The organism is Flavobacterium sp. DSR3-2, assembly GCF_049896525.1.
Classification (GTDB): Bacteria; Bacteroidota; Bacteroidia; order Flavobacteriales; family Flavobacteriaceae; genus Flavobacterium.
In genome coordinates, this window is record NZ_JAFCUM010000012.1 from 82,512 (window position 1) to 103,692 (window position 21,181).

The window sequence follows — 21,181 nt, forward strand, 5'->3', positions numbered from 1 at the left end:
GCGTCATTTTCCGCAATGTTTCGCTAATACGCGATGGGCGGGGTAAGTAAACTTCATACTGCGGAAAATCACTGTTTTTCCACGTACAAAAAAATCTTTAAGTACAGCCTAATTCCGCACTATTGCGAAGCTTGTGTTGTGCGTTCGTTTTTTATAAACTCTTAATTTTAGTTCAACTTTTTAGCATTCATGTCTTTTCCCATATTCAATGTCAAACTATCAATATGCCCATTTTTATCACTATTAAAAGTAAACTGAGCTGTAATTATCTTGCTATAAAATCTATTTTGCGCCATTGGATATACAGTTGTAATTTTTTCGCCCGTTCCTTGTATATACAACTGCCCTTTGTCTTCGGTTACGGTAAAAAAACAATTTTCATTTAACTGATATTTTCCCAAATAGGTTTTAAGAACTTTTGGCGCAATTTTTACTTCAGTAATCATGTCAGTTGTCTCAATACCTAATTTTTTTAAAACCTTAATTGCTTTTGCATTATCTGGATTCAAAGCCACTGATTTTTTATAATTTTCAATAGCGTTAACCGTATCTTTTTGCAATAGATAAATTTCGCCTAAACTATCATAAACATTTGAAGAGTTTGGATTTAGTGCTACATTAAATTTGAAAATGGAGAAAGCACCTGCTAATTTTTTGTCGGTAAGATATTTGTAACCCAATTCATTAATAGCGGCATCGTCTATCATAAATAGATTTGGATTAGATTGTATAGATTTTGCTGTTTTGGTAATAGCATCATCCACAGAGTTTATTTCTAACGCTTTTTGAAATTCTGAAAAAGCAGTAATCTTAGGTATTTCATAAGGCTTAGAGGCCAATATATTCTCAATAGCAACATTTATCATATCTTTAGAAATAGCATTTCCAGCATTCGTAAGCCATATATAAGAGTTTTTTTTATCTAAATCTCTCATGATAAATGTACGATAACCAAAATCACTTCCTGAATGGTTAACTGATTTTTTTTCTGGAGTGAGAAACCATCCAAATCCGTAATTAGACAAAGAACCATTATTTAAAACTGCAGGGGACAATGCTTCCTAAATTGTTTTCTTTGAAACTAACTTTTCAGTATATAAAGCTTGATCCCACAAAAATAAATCGTCAACGTTTGAAAACAAACTAGTTGAACCAGTATGTGAAACTGTATAATCATCGAGCTCACCAATCACAGAATATCCCAGAGCCCTATTTTTTAGATCGATTTTTGGGGCATCACTAATCAAACTATTTTTCATTTTTAATGGTTTAAAAATATTTTCTTTCAAAAATTCCGCTAAGGACATATTCGAAACTTTTTCTATAATTAAACCCAACATCACGTAACCAGCATTATTGTAGACATATCGCTCGCCGATATTGGCGTCTAAGGCTTCTCTTTCCTCAATTATTTTTAAAATTTCAGCATTTGTCAAGTTATCTTTATTAGCGAATGGCTGATATAAAGGCATTCCTGAAGTATTATTGAGTAAATTACGAATTGTAATATCCTTCCCAAAAGCAGGGAATTCAGGGAAATACTTGGTGATTTTATCATCGTAAGAAAGTTTATTTCTTTCTTTTAAAATCATAATTCCCATAGCAGTAAATTGCTTTGAAACGGATGCTAAATCAAAACAAAATTCTGGTTTTAATAACTGTTTTGTTTCTTTATTTGCATAACCAAAACCTTTACGATAAATAACTTTCCCGTTTTCAGCAACTAAAATACTTCCATTAAATACACCATTTGCGTGAGCTTGATTCATTAATTTATCTAATTCAGCAGTTTTATTTTGCGCTACAGCATTTGTTATAGTAGTTAATAAAATAAAAATACTTAAAAAAAATGTTTTTAAAATAGAGGGATTTGATTTTTTGTTCATAATGATTTTTAATGTGTACCAAAGTAGAAATGACCATAGTTTTTGAATATTACTATTTGTAGTTTTTCAAGCATTAAAACTACAGAGTAGGGAAATGCAAAGTTTTATATTGGTTTATAATTTAACCATTTGGCTTCCTCTTTTCGTTTTAAAATAACCGGCATTCTTTTTTTATGACTGTGGATTTTAGCCAAAAGTGGATTAGCTTCTATGGTAAAAATGGTTTAGGTATTTTTTATTTCTCCGGTTTCTTTGACCACCCAGTGCCAATATAACGAGATAAAAGCAAGCATTTCATCGTTCGTTAATCACAATTCGTCAATTTATTTTACTTTCCGTTTTAGATCCAATTATCACCATTCGTAATAGCTATTAGCAATAACCAAGCATCTTTTATCACCTGAATCTTTAGATTAAGATTTTTCGTTTATGGTTTTTATTTTGGTCTTCACGGTGTATTTCTGAACTTCCTCATCCTTTCAGCATGATGGTATTAAACTCCAATTATAAAGAGTATTGATGTTTGGTTTTTTATCAATAATTATAGGAATGTAAGAGAATCAAAAACCATTATCTTGAAAACCAAATTTTAATCCCAGCGGATCATTAACAGTCGCATTGAATCTGCTTTATACTGCTGAAGCTAATTTGGTTTGTTTTCAGGATTTAATCGGTAAATGACCTAAAGATTACTACTTCCAAGTTACTTTGAAAATACGGAAGAGAGCATGTTGTCTTTAATTTCTGAAGTGGAAAGTGTATTTATAAAGTTAGACGTTCAGAAATGTGAAAGGTAAATATTTTTGGTTTGAGAGTAAAGCAATTTTAGTAAAAACAGTGGTGTACTAGTAGGTGTTCAGCTAAATGTAAGGGATATATCACGATGAAAAAAAGCAGAGAAAATTATTGAGAATACATTAATTTAAGAATGTGATTTAAACGAATTACTTACAAATTTGGTTTCCACGATTTTTTATGAATTCAGAACTTCAATGATGATTATCAGGATAAGTGCAGAATTCATAGCTATAGATTTCGAAGAATATGAATTTAAAAATTCCTCTCAAGTAGACAAACGAGTAAATACCATAATTAAAGAAATTGATAGAATAACTGAATTAGTGAATTTTGTATTAACTATTTTTAAAGATGGCTTTGATAAAACAATTTTTAATCCAATTAAATTTGCTTTGCAGAAAATATGTTTTTACTTGATTAATAATTGTTTTAGTGTCAAAAACTATAAAAAAAGGTGCAAACATCATTAAAACGGAATACATTTTATATATTTGCAAGTACGAACTTAATGAAATACTCGTTATTTCATTTATTAAATAATTCTCTTAAATTTTCAAAAGAATTTGGATATGTTGTTATAAATATTTTAAGTAGTGATAGTTCAATTAGTGTTGAAGTAATCGATGTTGATATTATTATCGTAGAAAACAAGTAAATGAAATTATTTAATATTTTTTTTGAGCAGGGAGTACCGATGAATTTAAGGCATTGGTCTGAGATTACAGATTGTTAAGACTTTTACTAAAAAAAATTAAGATGCTGTTAAATTAGGAAGCCATATTGGAAAAGTAAAAAAAGTAACATTGACATTTCCATTAAAAAAGTAAAGGTAACGATGGCTAAAATATTGATTATAGACGATGAATTAAAGTTAAGGGAAACTATCGTAGAATTACTTTCCTTCGTCGGTTATGAAGTTTTTGAAGCCCAAGATGGGAAAGACGGATTAAATAAAGTTAGACAATATAAGCCCGATCTCATTATTTGCGATGTTATGATGCCTGTCCTTGATGGATATGGTTTTATGAAAGAGCATAAAATTTCTGAATATTCAAATATCCCAGTAATTTTTGTCACCGCGAGAATTAAACAAAAAGATCAAAAAAAAGGCTTTGCTTTGGGAGTAATGGGATATTTTAAAAAACCTTTTGTTTTTAAAGAATTAAAGCAGTTAATCGAAACTTCTTTGTTATGTAAAAGAAGCGGGTGATGGCTAAATATTTAATTAAGATTTTCCCTTTTAAAATAAAATATTAATTTCACAAAGTTTTTATGCTACTATCTTAATAACACTTTTTCATTATAAAATCTTCCTGTTTTTCTCTGTCGCCTTGTGCTATTTTATTTTGTTTAAAGTCATTTAGAAATTTTTTTGCATACTTGATATTTTTTTTTGAAAGTGTTATTTCATAAAAACCAAAAGAATTAGTGTTTAACAAAAGGCTGTACTTGTAGCTTTTCAAAATATAAGAAAAAATAAATAAAATGAAAACTAACAAAATTCGAATGTACTCACTAGCAATTTGGTGATTTTTAGTTTTTAACGTAACTATAAGTAAAATACCGGACAAAGTTAATACAGTGAAATTAGGGATTAAGTTTCTTTTTTTTAATACCCTTAAATTACGAATTTGATTTAAATTAAATTGGAGACTTTCTTCATTTTTTTTAATAATAATTTTGTGTTTTAAAATCTGAAGTAAAGGATTCTCTTCGAAGATTTTTTCAACTCTGTTTTCATTATAAATATGTTTATTCATAAACTCATTTTTAAATAAATCCTAAATTCTTACCAAAACAGCTTACTTTAACAAAAAGTGGTATTTTCAATTTTTATTTCCCCAACAATAAGTAAGCTGATTGATAAGCTTAATTCAAAATATTATAATAAAATTACATATAATTGTTCTTCATTTCGCTTTTTTAATTTATAGTTTAAAAAAGAAGACTAATAATTTATATTTTAGAAAATAACTGATTTAAAGTGTAAATCAAGTTCTGTTTTTCTTTAATAAAAAAAAGTATTTCCGCCGAAGTATTTTCTAAAATATTTGTAGGGAAGTAAAATTATTGAGTTAGTTGAAAATGTTTTGCTAGAGATAATTTTTTACACTATTGTTCGATAAAAAAAAAGAAAAAATAATGGCTTCTTTGTAAAAATCATAATTTAGTTTTGCAAAATTAAAAAACGATGAAGAAAAATAGATATTTTTCGATTGAATTAGTTTTCGGACAGTTGATTTCTTTAATAGATGATTCGATGCCTAAAAGGTAATGAAAAAGCATTATTCGGATAGGTATGTAAAACATTTCAGATGTCAAGAGCATTTGTGGACCATCATTTTTTGTAGTTTGGTTAAGTGTAATTCTTTGAGATAAGTAGCTGGTGAAATGCTGGGATTATGTAAAAAAAAAGAAACTTTAAGACTAAAGCACCTTCCTGAAAAAAAGCACTTTAGCCGATGGAAACAAAATTAGAAAAGTTGAATTTTTCGAAGATATTTACAATGGGTTGCTAAAAAAAATAATTATGTTTTGTCGAACAGCCGAGTTCGTGATGCCTTTGGAAGGTCTGTTAAAATATTGGATAATACTGCAATTAGTTTATTTCAAGATATTTTATGTTGCGTTGGTAAAAAGTTTCATAATGGAAAAAAATAAGGGAGGAATAAAGGTACGCAGGGTTATTAATTGAGATGAAAAAGTTTCTAATTTAGTTTAGCTCCGGAACAACACATAATCATGATTTTTTAAAAAAGCTAAAGTGCGATAAAAACACTTTTTATGTATTCGACAAGGGGTATAATGATTACAATGCTTTTAAGCACTTTAAAAAAAAAAACAGGTTTTGTAACCTTATTAAAAGACAATGCAAAATATAACATAATTGATCAAAGAGTCATTTTAGAAGAAATTCAAAGCCGAGTTTTGTCAGATGAAAGTATCGAAGTTGATGTTCAGGAAGCTAAGGTAATATCAAAGCTGAAAGTTGAATAGATAAAATTTTAAAATAAAGAAAATAAAAGAGCGTTTAAATTCATCTCCAATTTATTTGATTTTAGAGGTGACACTATTGTGGCTCCTTATAAAATACGGCGGCAAATAGAATTATTATTCAAGCAAATTTAGCAAAACGTCCCTCGGAAATATTTTTTACCAGATAATGAGAATACGATCAAAATTAAGATTTATTTTGAAGTAATCGTAAATCTTCTTATTGGAGTGATTAAGAAAGGATTGAAAAGAAGATGCGCTTTTTTTAATTTAGTTAGTTTTTGCAGAATTACTTTAGTCAATTATACACATCTAACCAAATTTTTGGAAAGCCCTGAAAAAGAATGGGAGATTAATACAGCCGTCGATAAACAACTTTGTCTTTTTTGGCAATGATTTAAAAATTGTATGTGAAGTGTACGGACTTCCAAAACTTTTTTCCCGATTATTAAATTCTCAAAGAAATGGGAAAAAATAAGCTATTACAAGTCAAGTTGTCGTTGACTTTTAAATATAAAGATGAGCAACTTTTAAAAGTTTTTTGAGGTGTTCTGATAATTACTTATAATTTTTATGTACAGTAAAAGAATGGAAAAATTTACAGGAGAAAGTATTTTAGAATTCACTGATAAGTTCAAAACGGATTTAGATTGTTTAGAATATTTGGCAGAAATAAAGTGGAAAGCAGGTTTTAAATGTGTGAAATGTAATCACACAAAATTCACTATTCGTAAAAATAATTTTGCGAGGGATTGTAACGCTTGCCATCATATTGAAAGCCCGATTGTAGATACTATTTTTCACAGAGTTCGATTTGGTTTGAGAAAAGCATTTACAATTGTTTTTGAGATGAGTGCAACCACAAAAGGTTTCTCTACAAAACAAATAGCAAAACGATTAAAAATCAGCAGAACTACGGCAACTAATTTCATTAAAAAAGTTAGAATTAGTATGGCAAGTAGTGCCTCACAGCCAATGATTGGTCAGATTTTTGTCGATGAATTTGTTTTTGGAGGCAAAGAAGATCTCAAACAAGGAAGGAGCAATGATTTAGTTTAGCCCCTTAATAGTTCGGAGTGTTATTTTAAATTTCAAACTTATATATTTGAGATATGAAATACAAGAAATGGACTTTAACGCAGAAGCTAGAAATACTAGCTGCTTCAGCAGATATTGGTATAGTAGAGGCCTGCCGTATGGCCTAATTACAGGAAGTTTATATAGCTGGAAGAAGAAGTTTGAGCACAAAGGAGAGGCTGGCTTAAAAGTGACTTATGACACTAAGAGCAAAGAGTTAAAAGAGGAAAATCGTATTCTACGTAAGCTACTAAGTGACAGAGAAATCGAATTAGAGATACAAAGGGAACTTTTAAAAAAAAGTTTGGGACATCCGATCCAAGAAAGATTTAGTGAACTATATTTATGAAAAGCATAAGTGTAGCAAGGCTAAAATCATAAAGATGGTGGGTATTGTTACCAGTATCTATTATAGACAACCTAGTTTTAGAAAGAAAGGGAATCATCCGACGGCAGCGACCATTCATCAAAAAAATGGTTTAGTTAGCCAATCAGTTGTTGTAAAGTCTATTAAAGATATTTTAAAACAAGAATTTATAGACTGTGGTTATCGGTTGATGACCAAATATCTAAATAGAGATGGCTACCTAATAAATCATAAAAAACTATACCGAATTATGAAAGAAGAAGGTCTTTTAAAACTCGAGAATAGAATTAATAGAAGTGGTTCTGGACGTAAGTTTGTGAAATTTAGGAAGGTTTATACTTCTAGACCATTGTAATGTTTAGAAATGGATATTAAAATGGTATGGGTGCCAAATGTTGGTAAAAACGCTTATTTGCTATCTATAATTGATGTTCATACACGAAGAATTTTAAAGGATTATTTTTCTTTCAATATAAAGCAAAATCATGTTATAGACTTACTCTCGACACTCTTTGACGAATATAACTACCCTGAAAATGTAATTATTAGGAGTGATAATGGTAGTCAATTTATAGCTAAAAGTGTCCGTGAGTATTTAGGTTTAATAGGTGTGCAACAAGAATTCACCCACGTTGCAACACCTGAAGAAAATGCTCATATTGAAGCCTATCATGGCATCTTGAAGAAGGAAGTATTTTCTAGGTTCGATTATCGAACTTTTGGAGAAATCCAACAGATATTGAAAAGATTTGTGTCGTTTTACAACAATGAAAGACTTCACGGACTCTTAGGTAGAATTACTCCTATGGAGAAATGGAACTCAGATAAATTTCTAATAATAATAATAATAATAATAATAATAATAATAAAATTAACCGCGTAATTAAAAATCGAAATCTATAATAGTACTCTTGTTTTATAGGGGTCAAAACATGATTCAAAAAAAAAGAAGTTGATAATCGCCGTTGAAACAAATGATACTGGCGGAATTAAAAGGGTTTATTTTGACCAGCTTGAAGATTATTTCTGTAAAGAAATACGTAAAATATTTGATAAACATATTTCTAAATCTGCGACAATAAAAACAGACAAATGGACTGGTTATAATCCATTAAAAAAAGAGTTTGATTTAAAACAGATTAAGAGTGACAAAGGAAAATCTTCAAAAGAATTACACACTATAATTCATCAAGTAAAATCTTAGTTGAGAAGTACTTTTTCTGGGGTTCATAAAGAACATATTCAGAAGTATTTAGACGAGTTTAATTACCGAATTAATAGGTCAATTTACAAGGAAAAAATATTTGACCTACTTATAAACAGAATGATGAATACTCAAAAAGTTTTATATCAAGACATTATAATAAGTAAATAAGTGCACACCTTAAAAAGTTTTTTATCGGATAAATATAAACGTTTTCATTTATTCTATTTAATTTAAAGACTTTTACTACAATTATTTTATTTTAATTGGGTGGATTTTATAAAATCTCTAGGGCTTAAATCTAGATATAATTTAAAGCTAGTTGAAAAATAGGAAAAAGAACTAAATCCAGTTTCATCTACTAAATACTGAATATTTCGCTCTCCTAAATGTATTAGATTTACTGCATAGTCCAATTTAAATTCTCTAATATATTGACTTGCATTTTTAGAAGTAAGTTTGCGAATTCTTTTATCTAATGTTGATTTACTAATAAAAAGTTCGCTACACAAGTTATCAATATTAACCTTTGATTTTATATTTTTTGCTAAAACTTCATCCAGGGATGTTAAAAAATCTTTTTTTGATAATTTTATCGTGATTCTCGAGAAAGGATCAGGTCTAAATTTTTTTTCAAAATTATTTTTAAGTGAAATTAAATTTTTAATTTTATAAATTAATTCTACTACTTTAAATGGTTTCATTATAAAATCGTTTACTCCATTCTTTAACTGTTTAATTTTAACATCATCGTCTATATTTGCAGTAATTATGATGAATGGAATAGTACTAAATTTTTTATTTTGCCGAATTCTTAAAAATAATTCTTCACCATTCATAATTGGCATCATCAAATCACTGATAATAATATCCGGTAAGTTTATATTTAGATTAATTAGTGCTTCATTGCCATCTTTGAACCACTTTACCTCAAACCCACTTAGTGTTAATAATTCTGATATTGAATTTCCTAGCGCCAGATCGTCTTCAATCAAAACTAATTTTATGTTTGGATTTATCATTTGTCTAAACTAAATAATTTTATTTTAAATTATAGCTGTTTTTTTTTAAATTATCAATACTCATATTCATATAATATTTGATTTAAAATACTTTTATTTTTTGAATAACCAAGAGAATAAAAAATTAGTCCAACATCGTGGTGCTGGTAAGTAAATAATTTTCACCCTGTTTTTTTTTCGAAATTTATGATATAAAACTTTACTATTTGTATATCTCAGAAATCCCTACATTTTATAATCGTTAAAAAAAAATTTGTAGAAATAAAGTGTAAAGATTTAAAGTCATTATTTAAATATGCGAATTAAGGAATAGCAGAGCAAAAATTAATTTAAAAAAAGAAAGGAATATCGTTATAATAATTTATTTTAAAGTTTGTTAATAATTAAATTTATGGCGTGTTTGAAGCATTTTTAAAAACAAGATTTTTAATACTAAAACTGTAAAATTAATACAAATTTATTTAACAATTTGTGTTCAATTTAGAAAAGATTACAACATACCTGTCAACGAGGAAGTAATAATTTCATGCAAGATTTAACAGATAAAGAAATTATCACAATTTACTTATTTGTATCAGAAGAGAATTAACGCACCAATATAAAGCATACCTGTCCATTCGCTCCCGAATATATGTATTGTTGCTTTTCAAAGCTCGGCTCTTTTTCTGCGTTTTATAATATTTTGAACCGTTTGTTAGAAACTTTTAGTGAATTAGTAAATAGCAGGATTGCTGATAACTTCCCGGAAGATTATTTTTTAGATCAAAGCTTGTGGAACTTGACGTCGATTATTACTTTTTAAGACAAGTGCTCTGGAAAAGTTTCCAAAGACTTTACAGATAAAGGATATTATTTTACAAAAGGCATTTATCACTTTAATGTTATGCTTCATGCTTTAACTTTTAGAGTAAAAAAGAATTCCTTTTCCCGAGGAGTTACAAATTACCTCCCGCATCTGTTAATAATCTAGATATACTCAAAGAAGTATGGTCAACTAAAAAAAATAATTCTTTTGTGGTAATAAAAATATACCAAAACAAAAAGTTTTTCTCTTGTTTTGAGATAAAAAAACGCTGTAATGATGACTCTTGTTAAATTAATTAAAGGAAAATATCAAGCAATTAGAAATAGAGAAAAAGTTTTAGACGAATTATAATAAATGGCAGTGTCTGGCTTTAAACAATCTGAAAAATCTTTTTTTTAAAAGGTTAATAAAAAAATAAATTAGTTAAAAATGATATAAATTTGCGATTACAAAAGTATTGTTAATTCAGCTGTTTAGCAAGAGTGCATTTGTCTTTACAAACTTAATATTTTAACTTTTACTTCACATATAACACCAGTAACAAAATTTTATTAATCCAAAATTTACCTAGAAAAATGAAAAACCTTCTATTAAGTATTTCCAACGCCAACAATTATTTATTAAAAGAACCTCGTATCGCTGATGCATTGAATTTATGCATTGGTAATATTGGAGCGGGTCAAAATATTGATCGATGTTATATTTTTAAAAATAAATTTCACAATGGTGAACTAAAACTTTATTATGAATATGAATGGTGTAATAAAGATGTAGAACCTTATATTGGTAGTCCTGCTTTAAATGGAATATCTTATGATCAAATGCCAGGACTTTTTAAAATATTATCACAAGATAAGCCTATGCATGGATTGGTTAAAGTTAGCGATAATGAATTATTCAAAAAGACAATGGAAATGCAAAGTATTAAGTCTTTTCTTTTCACCCCGATTTTCTCCGATAGTAGTTTCTGGGGATGGATTGGGTACGACGACTGTAAAAATGAAAGAGAATGGAAGGAGGAGGAAGTGTACGCATTACATACCATCGCAAAAAATATCGGACTTCGGATAAATCAAGACGTAACAATTCTTAAATTAAAAACAGCGTTAGAAAAAATTGACTATTATATGTCGGTTTCTAATCAAGCAATGTGGGAATATGATATTGAGACTAATGAAACGATTATTTCTTATAATTGGGCAGGTATGTTAGGATATACAGAAAATGAAATATTGGATGTTTATGGTTTTTGGATTAACAGTATTCATCATGAAGATAGAGTGCCTGTTTTAAACAATTTAAAAAATTATATTGCTGGGATATTAGATAGTTATGAGGGAATTGCAAGATTAATTCATAAAAATGGGCATTTTGTTTCAGTAAAATATTTTGGTTTACTTGAAAAAAATGTGGATGGTACACCAAAAAAAATTGTTGGAACTCATATCGATATTAGTGAGTTAAAAGAAAGAGAATTCCAGTTAAAAATATCAGAGGAAAAATTTAGATTTATAGCTGAAAACTGTAATGATTTGATTTGCCAGCATGCAAATGACGGTAACTTCACATATATTTCACCTTCCATAAATGAAATTCTTGGTTACGCACCTGAAGAACTAATTAATAAAAATCCTAAGGATTTTATCCAAAAAAATGATTTAAAAAATATTCAAAATTATTATGAAACTGTTATTAAGCAAAAGCAGAATGGGGTAATAGTCTTTAGGTTTAGAAATAAAAATGGAATCTACGTTTGGTTAGAGACTTCAACAAAAGTAATTGTAGATGCGGAAAACCTTGTGATTGGATTTCAGACGTCAAACCGAGATATAAGCGAAAGAATTAAAATTGAAAAAGTAAAAACAGCAGCCTTTCGGAAAGAAAAAAAATTCCATGAATTGAAGTCTAAATTTGTGTCGATGGCTTCACATCAATTTAGAACACCTTTAACGGTTATTTATTCTAATGCTGAGCTTTTAGATCTTAAAATTGGACATTTGGGAAAAAAAATAAATGACGACTACATTTCTGTTACAAGAAGGATAAAAGATGAAGTCGATAGAATGACTGAGCTGATGGATAATATTTTAATTTTTGGCAAGTCGGAAGCTAAAAAAATTGAAATAAATATACAACCAGTTGACTTTGATAAATTTGTTAAAACATTAATAAAAACCTATTTTGATTGTGAAATATATGAGCGTAAAATCGAAATACAAACTAAGGGAAAAAACAAAATCTTTTTTACTGATGAAACCTTGATTATTCATATTATGACAAATCTGATAAGTAATGCATTTAAATATTCTGTTGGCAAATCTGATCCGTTATTATTGATAACATATCTTGAAAAAGAAATCACAATAGAAGTGATTGACTACGGAATAGGAATTCCGCAGAATGAAATTCAACATTTGTTTACGTCCTTTTTTAGAGCGTCAAATACTAGTAATATTAGAGGTTCTGGATTAGGTTTAGCTATTGTAAAACAATTTACAGAATCTTTAAATGGTGATGTAAAAGTTAAAACGAAAGTAAATTGTGGAACAACAATAAAATTAACATTTCCTTATGAACAAAAATAAAATCCTTATCGTTGACGATGACTTCGATATTAAGTAAGCTGTTACAGAGCTTCTTTTTTTCAAAATTATGATGTTAAAACGGCTGCAAATGAACAAGAAGCGTCAGATGTGGTAGAAAATTGGACTCCGGATTTAATTATATACGATATAATGATGCCTGTAGTTGATGGTACAATGCTACATAAAACGGTTAAAGAAGATTACTCGTTAAGTGCTATTCCCTTTATTTTTTTAACAGCAAAAAAAGAAAATAATTTAATTCGCAAATGTTGACTTGAAGGGGCAGATTGTTTTTTGTCTAAACCATTTAAAATTAAAGAACTTATAAAAATTATTAAAGTGAAAATAGAACGTTTTAAAAAGATAAAAAATGCTAAAAATAATCTGTATGTGGGAAGAAAAAACCATTTTTTTTTTACGAAATTGCGACCCATCTGAATGGTATTTTAGATTGAATTGATATTCTGATTAAAAATAATGATTTGTTTTAAAAAAATGAAATTAAAAACTTTTTTAATGCAATTAAAGTTTCATGTAAGCGTGTAAACAGAACTATTCAAAACTTAATTTTATACCAAAATATTAAAATTAATTTAGAATAATTTAATAACGCAGCTGAGACCGTAATATTAAAAAGTTTTCTGAACGTAAAAACAAAGCTTTTTTGGATTCATGCCAATCAAGAAGAAAGAATTATTTTTGAAATTGATAAAGCATGTATAAAAATGAGTGAAAAATATTTGAGTTATATTCTTCTCGAATTGATAGATAATGCCATAAAGTTTTCTGACAACAGTAAAATTATAAGTGTATTAGGTGAACGCTACAATAATTCCTATTACAAATTAGTTATAAGGGATTTTGGAATCGGTTTTAGTGAAGAAAAATTAAAAAGAATTGGCGTTGTTGAACAATTTAATCGAGAAGAAAGAGCGCAAGAAGGATTGGGTTTAGGTCTTTTTCTCAGCAAAATTATTATAAAAAATGTAAAAGGAATTTCTACTACTAAATCTAAAACTGATAGAGGTACCAAAATAAAGATATATCTTCCTTTGAGTTCTATGGAATGTAAATAATAACAACTCGTTGTGTGTAATTAATTAATTGATTTGGTTTTTGATTTTATATTGGTCTTTTAAAAATAAATTTACATGACAATCCGTAACTAATACCAAGTTGTTTTTAAAGCAGCAATTATCAGTCTATCCGATAGATTGTCTCTAAAATTCCGTCGATTAAATTTCTAGCAGAACTCATCCAGATAATTCTGTATAAATTGCTGGTTTATATAATTATTATAAATCTGGATATGCAAATAAAAAGTGCACATTAAGTTAAGCTAGATTTTTGTAATTAATTTGATTGTCAAATTTTGGATATGCAAATAAAACTTGCAGTATTAGTTAAGCAACATTTTTAGAATTATTTTTCTGTTTCCAGAATTCTTCAATAGTCTTGTAATCTAGTGCTGAATGCCTTCTTTTTCTATTGTACCAAATTTCAATAAATTTAAATTTATCTCGTTCCATCTGTTCTTTTGATATAAGTTTATTTCCATAAATTTGTTGTGTTTTCAAAGTCTTAAAAAAGCTCTCAGCTACTGCATTGTCCCAACAATTCCCTTTTCCACTTATGCTTTCTGTAGTCATTTTATAGGAATCAATTACATTGGTGAACTTTTTACTAGCATATTGAACTCCTCGGTCAGAATAAAATAGTAATCCTTTTTCAACACATCTGTTTTTAATAGCCATTCTCCAGGCAGCCAACGAAGTTTCCTCTATGCTCATTCCATTACTCAAACTCCAGCCAATAATTTTCTGTCATAGAGGTCTAAAAAGGTTGTTAAATATATAAATCCTTCTTTTACTTTAATATATGTAATGTCCGACACCCAAACTTTTGACGGTTCTGTAACTAAAAATTCTCTATTCAAAATATTTGGTACAATTAAATACTTATGCTTTGTGTTGGTGGTAACCTTGAATTTCTTGCTTAATTTGCTTCGTAAACTGAGTTGATTCATATATTTGGCAACGCTAACTCTTGATGTATTATTACCCAAAGAAGCCAACTCTGCCGTCATTCTGGGACTCCCATATCTTTGTTTTAAATCAAAATAAATGGAAGTTATTTTTTCTTTAACCAGCTCAGCTCTATGTTTTCTATGCGAAATAGCCCCACTTTTCCATTGATAATAATTTCTTTGACCGACTTGTAATACTTTGCACATCTTTTGAATCGGAAATATCTTTTCATTGTTTCTGATAAAAGTATAAATCATTGACCGTTTTTGGAAAAGATCCCTATTGCTTTTTTTAATATATCTCTTTCTACTTCCGCATCTTTGAGTTTTCTTTCAAGCTCTGCAATTCGCTCCTGTTCTGCTGTTTGCTTTACATTGCAGTTACCAGAAAAACTTCCTTGCCCAAACTCTTCATATTCTTTTCTACACTTATAAAATTGTGAAGCATTAATACCAGTTCTCTAGCTAATTCCGAAATGTTATGCCTTTCATAACTCAATTGAACCGCTTTCTCTTTAAAAACGCGTCCGTAAATTTTTCGCATCTTTTTCATAAATTAAAATTAAAGTTTTTACTATTAACTTTTTGTGAGGGTAAAGTTATCATGGCCATTCTTTTTAAAATTAATTTTCATTTTATGCTACATTTTTTTAAGCATTGCGTATAATTTGTGCTTTACTTGTTCAAATTTTATTTATTTACAAACAATAGTAAATTAGGTTATGGTTTTTAAATTATGTAATCCGTTTAAATTAGATCTTTGAACATGAATAAAATTATCGCTAAAAATATTAGAACAATAAGGGAAATGAAAAATCTTACCAGAGACTTTGTTGCTGGTGAAATGGAAATGAGTACCAGCGGCTACGGCAAAATTGAAAGAGGCGAAATTGATTTAACAATCTCTAAAATCGTTAGAATTGCTAAAATTTTTGATATCACTTTATCAGATTTATTGTTTTTTGATGTTTCTTTATTTTTTACTAAAGAAAAAAATAAAACATTATATTCTGATAATTTTATAAATAAAGAAGTAAGGGTGATGAAATTGAATAATGACGGTTTTAAGGAAAATTTAAATTTTGATGACTCAGGTTATAAATTTAATAGTTTTTAATTCCTTTTCGCTTTTTTTTGATGTTAAACTCATTAAAAAAAGGAAACGGTTCTTGATATTATTTTCAAGCTATCTTTTTTCAATACTATTAGAAATTATACAATTCATTGATAAAAACACGTAATTTCTCTTACTCTCAATTTTTAATTCCGCGCTGCAGTTTTAACTTTCATATAGTACAAATACTGTCTAAAAGCGTTACTTTTTTTGATAAAGCAAAATGCAATTAATTGCAATCGTTTCAGGAATAAAATGGGAAATTATGCCAATTTTAATATGGAAAAAACGAGTTTTTCCGCAACTGTTATTTAATGACGATAGAATGTTTCATTTTTAAAATACATCCCAAAGATTCTAAAATTAAAATATAGTGTGTTTGGGTAATGTCTTTTACTACTGCATGTTGCTCAGAAAAAGGTCCTGAGTTTAATTTTATTTTATTTCCAATTTGATATTCCAATACTGAGATATTTGAAGCATTATCACCTTTAAGCCACTCTTTTATTGTGTTAATTTCTTTCTCTTTTACGATAGCATGTTTGCCAAGCCAATACAAAAAATTTATTACCCCGGGAGAATGAAAAATATGATTTTTTTCTTTATCACCTAATTGCACAAATATATAGCGGTTAAACAATGGAACTTCTACCTTTTTTTTTCTGTCCGACCACTGGTGTACTCTATTAATTGTCGGACAATAGCAATTAACGCCAAATTTAGTTAACTGCTCTGCTGCTTTTTTTTCCCATTTGGGTTTTGTGTATACTACGTACCAATTCATAATTTTTTTATTTTTTAACAGGTATTTTCTTTTTGGAATCCTATTTGTTGGAGACCAAACCCTGTATATTTTAATTCAGTTTTAAAATGCCTTTGTTTTTACGAAATAACTGGGTTTGATGAAATTTTAATAGTATCCATTTCAGAGAAATCAAGAATATTGATTGTATCCTAAGCAGTTTGTATCGGAATTGTATATTTTTTCACTAAATTCTTACCTTCTATGGTTATTTTGACAATTTGCCACAGACATAATTTGATGTACTTCAAATTATTAACCATCGCTTTTCTTTACCAACCGGTTTTCGTAAGGATGTAACGCGAATAAAAGATAGTTTGTGCACAATAACTTGCCATCTGTACAACTGCTGACAATAGATTATTCTCTCTTTCTTCGGCAACAATTGCGTTAAAGTTTAGATTATTAATTGTGATATTATCTACATTGTAATCTTTTTAAGCGGCGATTCATCCTTTATTTAAATTAACTGTAACAAACTTAATATTTAAACTCTTTTTTCAACTGCAGTCATTGACGATCCGATAAAGTGGCTTGGAATGAGACAACATATATTGTTGATTTTTATTCCAATTTTAATTTGAAAAAGAACGATTTAGCTCCTTTTTTAATTTTCAAAAAACAACAATGATTTAATAATTTACTTAACTACTAATCCTTTTTTTTAATTCATTTGTTTGGGGGTAATATTTTGAAATAATAAATATTTTTTTAAATATTGTGGTTTTTTTAAGACGTTAAAGATAATTTATTCGTCATTATTTTACATCCATATAAAGAGTAAATAGTCCTAAATTAGACTTTATCGTTACATTAATTTACTTCACCGACAGGGTTCTTACAGTAATTTTGTGTTCGCAGATGCTACTAGATAGCAGATGCAATATTGTTAAGCTGTACTCTTTGTGACAGTAAATTTAATTAACAGTTTTATTTATTTTTTTTGAACAGTTATAATGTAACTATTCACGGGGTACCCTTGCTTAATTTTAAATAACTTAAAATTTTATTGTTGATTATAATGTCGATTTTTTGATTGACGATACGATGTTTAACTTTTAGCATAATAAATCTTAACTCAGAATAATAATGAAAATTGGAATAACTTTTAGTGCTTTTGATTTATTACACGCCGGGCATATTAAAATGCTTGAAGAAGCTAAGCTTCATTGTAACTATTTAATTGTTGGTTTACAAACCGATCCCTCAATAGATCGACCTACCAAAAATAAACCTACCCAGTCCGTGGTGGAACGCTACATACAATTGAAGGGCTGTAAGTTTGTGGATGAAATAGTGCCTTATACGACTGAACAAGATCTTGTGGATATTTTACAATCTTTTCAAATTGATTTGCGTATTGTAGGGGATGAGTATATGGAAAAAGATTTTACAGGAAGAGATTTTTGTAAAGAGAAGGGTATTGAATTATATTTTAATACAAGGTCACATCGTTTTTCGAGTAGTAGCCTTCGACTAAATATATATGAAAAAGAACTTTTAAAAAAAAATAATGGAAATTGAAAATAATATTATAAATGTTGTTTTAAGTGGTGGAATAGGCAGCAGATTATGGCCGCTTTCTCGAAAATTTCAACCAAAACAATATCTAGAATTGTTTAAGAAAAAATCGTTGTTTGAAATGACGATTGAAAGAAATGCTAATATCGCCGATAAAATAGTAGTTGTTGGTAATATTGAAAATTATAATCTCAGTTGCGAGGTCATGAAGAAATTTAGTATACCTCACTCTTTTATTACCGAGGCGACTCCACGAAATACTGCTGCGGCGATTGCATTTGCAGCATTCGATGCTAACCCTGAGGACATTTTAATCATAACACCTTCTGATCATATTATAGATTTAGAGGATTTATATGTTGGTGCTTTAACTCAGGCAGTAGCTTTTGCCAAAAACAATTATATTGTCACATTTGGTATCAAGCCCTCTAAGCCTGAATCGGGATATGGGTATATTGAATTTAAAGGCGAAAACGTGTTAGCATTTCATGAAAAACCAAATTTAGAAAAAGCTTCAGAATTTTTAGAAAAAGGAAATTACTATTGGAACAGTGGTCTTTTTTGCTTTAAATCGGGACTATACTTAGCTGAACTAGAAAAGCATGAACCGGAAGTATATCGCACTGCTAAATTAGCATGGGATTCTAATATTGTAGGGGTTTTAAATTACGAATTGTCGCTTCAAATTCCTTCCATAAGTGTAGATTATGCTGTTATGGAGCAAAGCAAAAAAATTAAAGTGGTGCCATCATATTTTAATTGGTCAGATTTAGGATCATATGAATCGGTTTACGATTATTTGGTTCAAGAAGGACATCCGATTGATGCGAATGGCAACATTACAATAGGTTCTGATATTTCTACTTTTTTTGTAGGAATCAAAAATTGTTTATTAGTTCACACTCCCGACGCACTTTTAGTTTTGCAAAAAGAAAAATCACAAGATATTAAACAACTATATAAACATTTAAAGTCAATTAATTCTCCTTTGCTGTAGGATTTTAAAAATTTAAAAAATGGAACATGACATAAGGCCTTGGGGTCAATATTGGGTATTAGACGATGCTACTACACATAAAGTAAAAAGAATTTTAGTGGATCCGGATGAACGTTTGTCTTATCAATATCACCATCATCGATCTGAAGCTTGGACTATAGTTTCTGGAGTTGGTCGCATCACATTAGATGGAATTGTTAAAGACTATAAAGTGGGTGATACAGCCATAATTCCGCAAGGTGTTAAACACCGAATAGAAAATGCTTTCAATGAACCTCTTATTTTTATTGAGGTGCAACATGGCAGTTATTTTGGTGAAGATGATATTGTTCGTGTTGAAGATGATTATCAAAGAGTTTAGATTATATTAATTTTTAATTTTAATTCATTAATGATTGAAAAAAAAATAAATTCATTACAATTCGATGAAGCTTTAAAACTTATAGCGGCTTATAAATTGCAGTTAATGCATGAGTTAAAAGAAAATGTTTTAGCAGACAACATTAATATTAATATTCAAAATGATGTTAATGAAAAAACTTTTAATGCGCTAAAAATTTACTATCAGCTGTATTACAAAATAGAACTTAATTGGGATGATTTGGCAGCTATGGATATCTCTTTATTGAAATCAATTGATTATAAAAAGTTAGCTCTAGTAAAAGGATTTGGATTCATTTCTTTGTTTAATTTTAAAGAATTAATGATTTCTAGCTCTATTTTGAAAGAAGAAGAGTTTTGTATACTTAAAAAACGTTATCGTTAAACGGTTGGATTTTCGTCAACAAACTACATTATTATTATTATTATTATTATTATTATTATTATTATTAATTTAAGTTCATTGTATTTAAAAAGAAAAAACTTTTTTTGTTCAAAATTTATTTAAAAAAGAAAATTCACAAAAGGCTAACTATTTTAAAAGATGATTAATAAAAACAGTACAATTTATATTGCCGGACACAAGGGAATGGTAGGTTCTGCTATTTGGAGAACTTTGACGGAACTAGGTTATACGAATCTAATAGGGTCTTCAAGGAAAGAGGTTGATTTAAGAAAGCAATCTGTTGTTCGCGATTTCATCCGAAAAATAAAACCCGATGTTATTATTGATGCTGCAGCCAAAGTAGGCGGGATTTTAGCGAATAATAATTTTCCGTATGCATTCCTGATGGAAAACCTGCAAATTCAAAATAACCTTATTGATGCCGCCCACCGTTTGGGGGTGGATAAATTTATCTTTTTAGGAAGTTCTTGTATTTTTCCCAAATTAGCCCCGCAACCTCTGAAGGAAGAGTATTTATTGGCAGGACCTTTGGAACCGACTAACGAATGGTATGCTCTAGCCAAAATCACGGGTATAAAAGCTTGTGAAGCTCTACGGAACGAATACGATAAGGATTTTGTGAGTTTGATGCCTACTAATTTATACGGTACTCACGATAATTTTGATTTGAACAGTTCGCATGTTTTGCCAGCTATGATTCGCAAATTTCATGAAGCCAAATTAAATAATCATGCAGTTGTAACATTATGGGGAAGCGGTACTCCTTTGCGCGAATTTTTATTTGTAGATGATATGGCAGCAGCTGTTGTTTTTGCCTTAGAGAATAAATTACCAGACTCCTTATATAATGTAGGTAGCGGAATCGATTTAACTATTCGAGAATTAGCCTTAACGATTCAAAGAATTATCGGTCATGAAGGCGATATTATATGGGACGATACTAAACCCGATGGTACTCCAAGAAAATTAATGGATGTTTCTAAAATGCATAATTTGGGTTGGAAACATAAGGTTGACTTAGAAACAGGAATACAATTGACTTATGATTGGTTTTTGGATCATACTGATATTATTAAAGAAATTAAGCTATAAATAGTTTTTTTTAAAAATTCTGATTTCAAAAAAATCTACATTCGCTTAAGGCATTTTTACTTTAGGCTACTATACAACTTTACTATTTTAATCCCATTGCGCTT

General features: G+C 28.8%; 24 protein-coding genes and 3 pseudogenes. 17 read left to right on the forward strand and 10 right to left on the reverse strand.

Annotated elements, in window-relative coordinates:
- Positions 1-167: 167 nt before the first annotated feature.
- The 3 genes from ACP7AV_RS13640 to ACP7AV_RS13650 form a co-directional block, all read right to left on the reverse strand.
- Positions 168-1,025 (reverse strand): DUF3471 domain-containing protein, encoded by an 858-nt coding sequence (locus ACP7AV_RS13640; RefSeq protein ID WP_426092419.1) that lies wholly within the window; start codon positions 1,023-1,025, stop codon positions 168-170.
- 36 nt (positions 1,026-1,061) lie between these two features.
- Positions 1,062-1,886, reverse strand: coding sequence for a serine hydrolase domain-containing protein (locus tag ACP7AV_RS13645; RefSeq protein ID WP_426092420.1), 825 nt, complete (start codon positions 1,884-1,886; stop codon positions 1,062-1,064).
- Positions 1,887-1,990: 104 nt separating this feature from the next.
- Positions 1,991-2,107 (reverse strand): SOS response-associated peptidase family protein, encoded by a 117-nt coding sequence (locus ACP7AV_RS13650; RefSeq protein WP_426092472.1) that lies wholly within the window; start codon positions 2,105-2,107, stop codon positions 1,991-1,993.
- A 1,412-nt stretch (positions 2,108-3,519) separates the two neighbouring features.
- Here ACP7AV_RS13650 and ACP7AV_RS13655 point away from each other — a divergent pair.
- On the forward strand, positions 3,520-3,894 hold the full coding sequence (locus ACP7AV_RS13655; protein ID WP_426092421.1) for a response regulator transcription factor: 375 nt from the start codon (positions 3,520-3,522) through the stop codon (positions 3,892-3,894).
- 73 nt (positions 3,895-3,967) lie between these two features.
- On the opposite strand, the gene ACP7AV_RS13660 is transcribed toward ACP7AV_RS13655, so the two are convergent.
- Positions 3,968-4,444, reverse strand: coding sequence for a hypothetical protein (locus ACP7AV_RS13660; protein ID WP_426092422.1), 477 nt, complete (start codon positions 4,442-4,444; stop codon positions 3,968-3,970).
- Between the two features lie 514 nt (positions 4,445-4,958).
- Here ACP7AV_RS13660 and ACP7AV_RS13665 point away from each other — a divergent pair.
- The 7 genes and pseudogenes from ACP7AV_RS13665 to ACP7AV_RS13695 all read left to right on the forward strand — a co-directional run.
- Positions 4,959-5,063, forward strand: a complete 105-nt coding sequence (locus ACP7AV_RS13665) for a DUF4372 domain-containing protein (protein ID WP_426092423.1) — start codon at positions 4,959-4,961, stop codon at positions 5,061-5,063.
- Between the two features lie 405 nt (positions 5,064-5,468).
- Positions 5,469-5,681: a hypothetical protein gene (locus tag ACP7AV_RS13670; RefSeq protein ID WP_426092424.1), complete on the forward strand. Its 213-nt coding sequence runs from the start codon at positions 5,469-5,471 to the stop codon at positions 5,679-5,681.
- A 585-nt stretch (positions 5,682-6,266) separates the two neighbouring features.
- A pseudogene (locus tag ACP7AV_RS13675) lies at positions 6,267-6,728 on the forward strand (transposase); the annotation flags it as partial.
- A gap of 55 nt (positions 6,729-6,783) precedes the next feature.
- Positions 6,784-7,104 carry a hypothetical protein gene (locus ACP7AV_RS13680; RefSeq protein WP_426092425.1) on the forward strand — a complete coding sequence of 107 codons (321 nt, stop codon included), beginning with the start codon at positions 6,784-6,786 and terminating at the stop codon, positions 7,102-7,104.
- A 34-nt stretch (positions 7,105-7,138) separates the two neighbouring features.
- Positions 7,139-7,477, forward strand: coding sequence for an IS3 family transposase (locus ACP7AV_RS13685; RefSeq protein ID WP_426092426.1), 339 nt, complete (start codon positions 7,139-7,141; stop codon positions 7,475-7,477).
- A 9-nt stretch (positions 7,478-7,486) separates the two neighbouring features.
- Complete coding sequence (locus tag ACP7AV_RS13690; protein ID WP_426092427.1) at positions 7,487-8,005, forward strand: transposase; 519 nt, start codon at positions 7,487-7,489, stop codon at positions 8,003-8,005.
- Between the two features lie 60 nt (positions 8,006-8,065).
- Positions 8,066-8,326: pseudogene (locus ACP7AV_RS13695) on the forward strand (transposase); the annotation flags it as partial.
- 257 nt (positions 8,327-8,583) lie between these two features.
- Here ACP7AV_RS13695 and ACP7AV_RS13700 read toward each other — a convergent pair.
- Positions 8,584-9,348 carry a response regulator gene (locus tag ACP7AV_RS13700; RefSeq protein WP_426092428.1) on the reverse strand — a complete coding sequence of 255 codons (765 nt, stop codon included), beginning with the start codon at positions 9,346-9,348 and terminating at the stop codon, positions 8,584-8,586.
- Positions 9,349-10,728: 1,380 nt separating this feature from the next.
- Between ACP7AV_RS13700 and ACP7AV_RS13705 the strand changes: the two genes are divergently transcribed.
- The 3 genes from ACP7AV_RS13705 to ACP7AV_RS13715 all read left to right on the forward strand — a co-directional run bounded on the left by ACP7AV_RS13705 (position 10,729) and on the right by ACP7AV_RS13715 (position 13,814).
- Positions 10,729-12,738: a PAS domain S-box protein gene (locus ACP7AV_RS13705; RefSeq protein ID WP_426092429.1), complete on the forward strand. Its 2,010-nt coding sequence runs from the start codon at positions 10,729-10,731 to the stop codon at positions 12,736-12,738.
- A gap of 108 nt (positions 12,739-12,846) precedes the next feature.
- Entirely contained in the window at positions 12,847-13,011 is a 165-nt protein-coding gene (locus tag ACP7AV_RS13710) for a response regulator (RefSeq protein ID WP_426092430.1), read from the forward strand.
- 452 nt (positions 13,012-13,463) lie between these two features.
- Positions 13,464-13,814, forward strand: coding sequence for an ATP-binding protein (locus tag ACP7AV_RS13715; RefSeq protein WP_426092431.1), 351 nt, complete (start codon positions 13,464-13,466; stop codon positions 13,812-13,814).
- An 89-nt stretch (positions 13,815-13,903) separates the two neighbouring features.
- Here ACP7AV_RS13715 and ACP7AV_RS13720 read toward each other — a convergent pair.
- The 4 genes and pseudogenes from ACP7AV_RS13720 to ACP7AV_RS13735 form a co-directional block, all read right to left on the reverse strand.
- A pseudogene (locus ACP7AV_RS13720) lies at positions 13,904-14,041 on the reverse strand (IS1595-like element ISNia2 family transposase); the annotation flags it as partial.
- A gap of 100 nt (positions 14,042-14,141) precedes the next feature.
- Complete coding sequence (locus ACP7AV_RS13725; protein ID WP_426092432.1) at positions 14,142-14,528, reverse strand: transposase; 387 nt, start codon at positions 14,526-14,528, stop codon at positions 14,142-14,144.
- A gap of 8 nt (positions 14,529-14,536) precedes the next feature.
- Positions 14,537-14,971, reverse strand: a complete 435-nt coding sequence (locus ACP7AV_RS13730) for an IS3 family transposase (protein ID WP_426092433.1) — start codon at positions 14,969-14,971, stop codon at positions 14,537-14,539.
- A 163-nt stretch (positions 14,972-15,134) separates the two neighbouring features.
- A complete protein-coding gene (locus ACP7AV_RS13735; protein WP_426092434.1) occupies positions 15,135-15,317 on the reverse strand; it encodes a hypothetical protein in 183 nt (60 codons plus the stop codon).
- Positions 15,318-15,530: 213 nt separating this feature from the next.
- Between ACP7AV_RS13735 and ACP7AV_RS13740 the strand changes: the two genes are divergently transcribed.
- On the forward strand, positions 15,531-15,881 hold the full coding sequence (locus ACP7AV_RS13740; RefSeq protein ID WP_426092435.1) for a helix-turn-helix domain-containing protein: 351 nt from the start codon (positions 15,531-15,533) through the stop codon (positions 15,879-15,881).
- Positions 15,882-16,185: 304 nt separating this feature from the next.
- Here the strand turns inward: ACP7AV_RS13740 and ACP7AV_RS13745 are convergent, their stop codons facing one another.
- Complete coding sequence (locus ACP7AV_RS13745; RefSeq protein ID WP_426092436.1) at positions 16,186-16,662, reverse strand: UpxY family transcription antiterminator; 477 nt, start codon at positions 16,660-16,662, stop codon at positions 16,186-16,188.
- 1,107 nt (positions 16,663-17,769) lie between these two features.
- Between ACP7AV_RS13745 and ACP7AV_RS13750 the strand changes: the two genes are divergently transcribed.
- The 5 genes from ACP7AV_RS13750 to ACP7AV_RS13770 all read left to right on the forward strand — a co-directional run bounded on the left by ACP7AV_RS13750 (position 17,770) and on the right by ACP7AV_RS13770 (position 21,077).
- Positions 17,770-18,204: an adenylyltransferase/cytidyltransferase family protein gene (locus ACP7AV_RS13750; protein ID WP_426092437.1), complete on the forward strand. Its 435-nt coding sequence runs from the start codon at positions 17,770-17,772 to the stop codon at positions 18,202-18,204.
- Positions 18,194-19,198 (forward strand): mannose-1-phosphate guanylyltransferase, encoded by a 1,005-nt coding sequence (locus tag ACP7AV_RS13755; RefSeq protein ID WP_426092438.1) that lies wholly within the window; start codon positions 18,194-18,196, stop codon positions 19,196-19,198. Before ACP7AV_RS13750 ends, ACP7AV_RS13755 begins: the two co-directional genes overlap by 11 nt.
- Positions 19,199-19,217: 19 nt before the next feature.
- Positions 19,218-19,559 carry a phosphomannose isomerase type II C-terminal cupin domain gene (locus tag ACP7AV_RS13760; RefSeq protein ID WP_426092439.1) on the forward strand — a complete coding sequence of 114 codons (342 nt, stop codon included), beginning with the start codon at positions 19,218-19,220 and terminating at the stop codon, positions 19,557-19,559.
- A 30-nt stretch (positions 19,560-19,589) separates the two neighbouring features.
- Positions 19,590-19,964, forward strand: coding sequence for a hypothetical protein (locus tag ACP7AV_RS13765; protein WP_426092440.1), 375 nt, complete (start codon positions 19,590-19,592; stop codon positions 19,962-19,964).
- Between the two features lie 162 nt (positions 19,965-20,126).
- A complete protein-coding gene (locus ACP7AV_RS13770; RefSeq protein ID WP_426092473.1) occupies positions 20,127-21,077 on the forward strand; it encodes a GDP-L-fucose synthase family protein in 951 nt (316 codons plus the stop codon).
- Positions 21,078-21,181 lie beyond the last annotated feature (104 nt).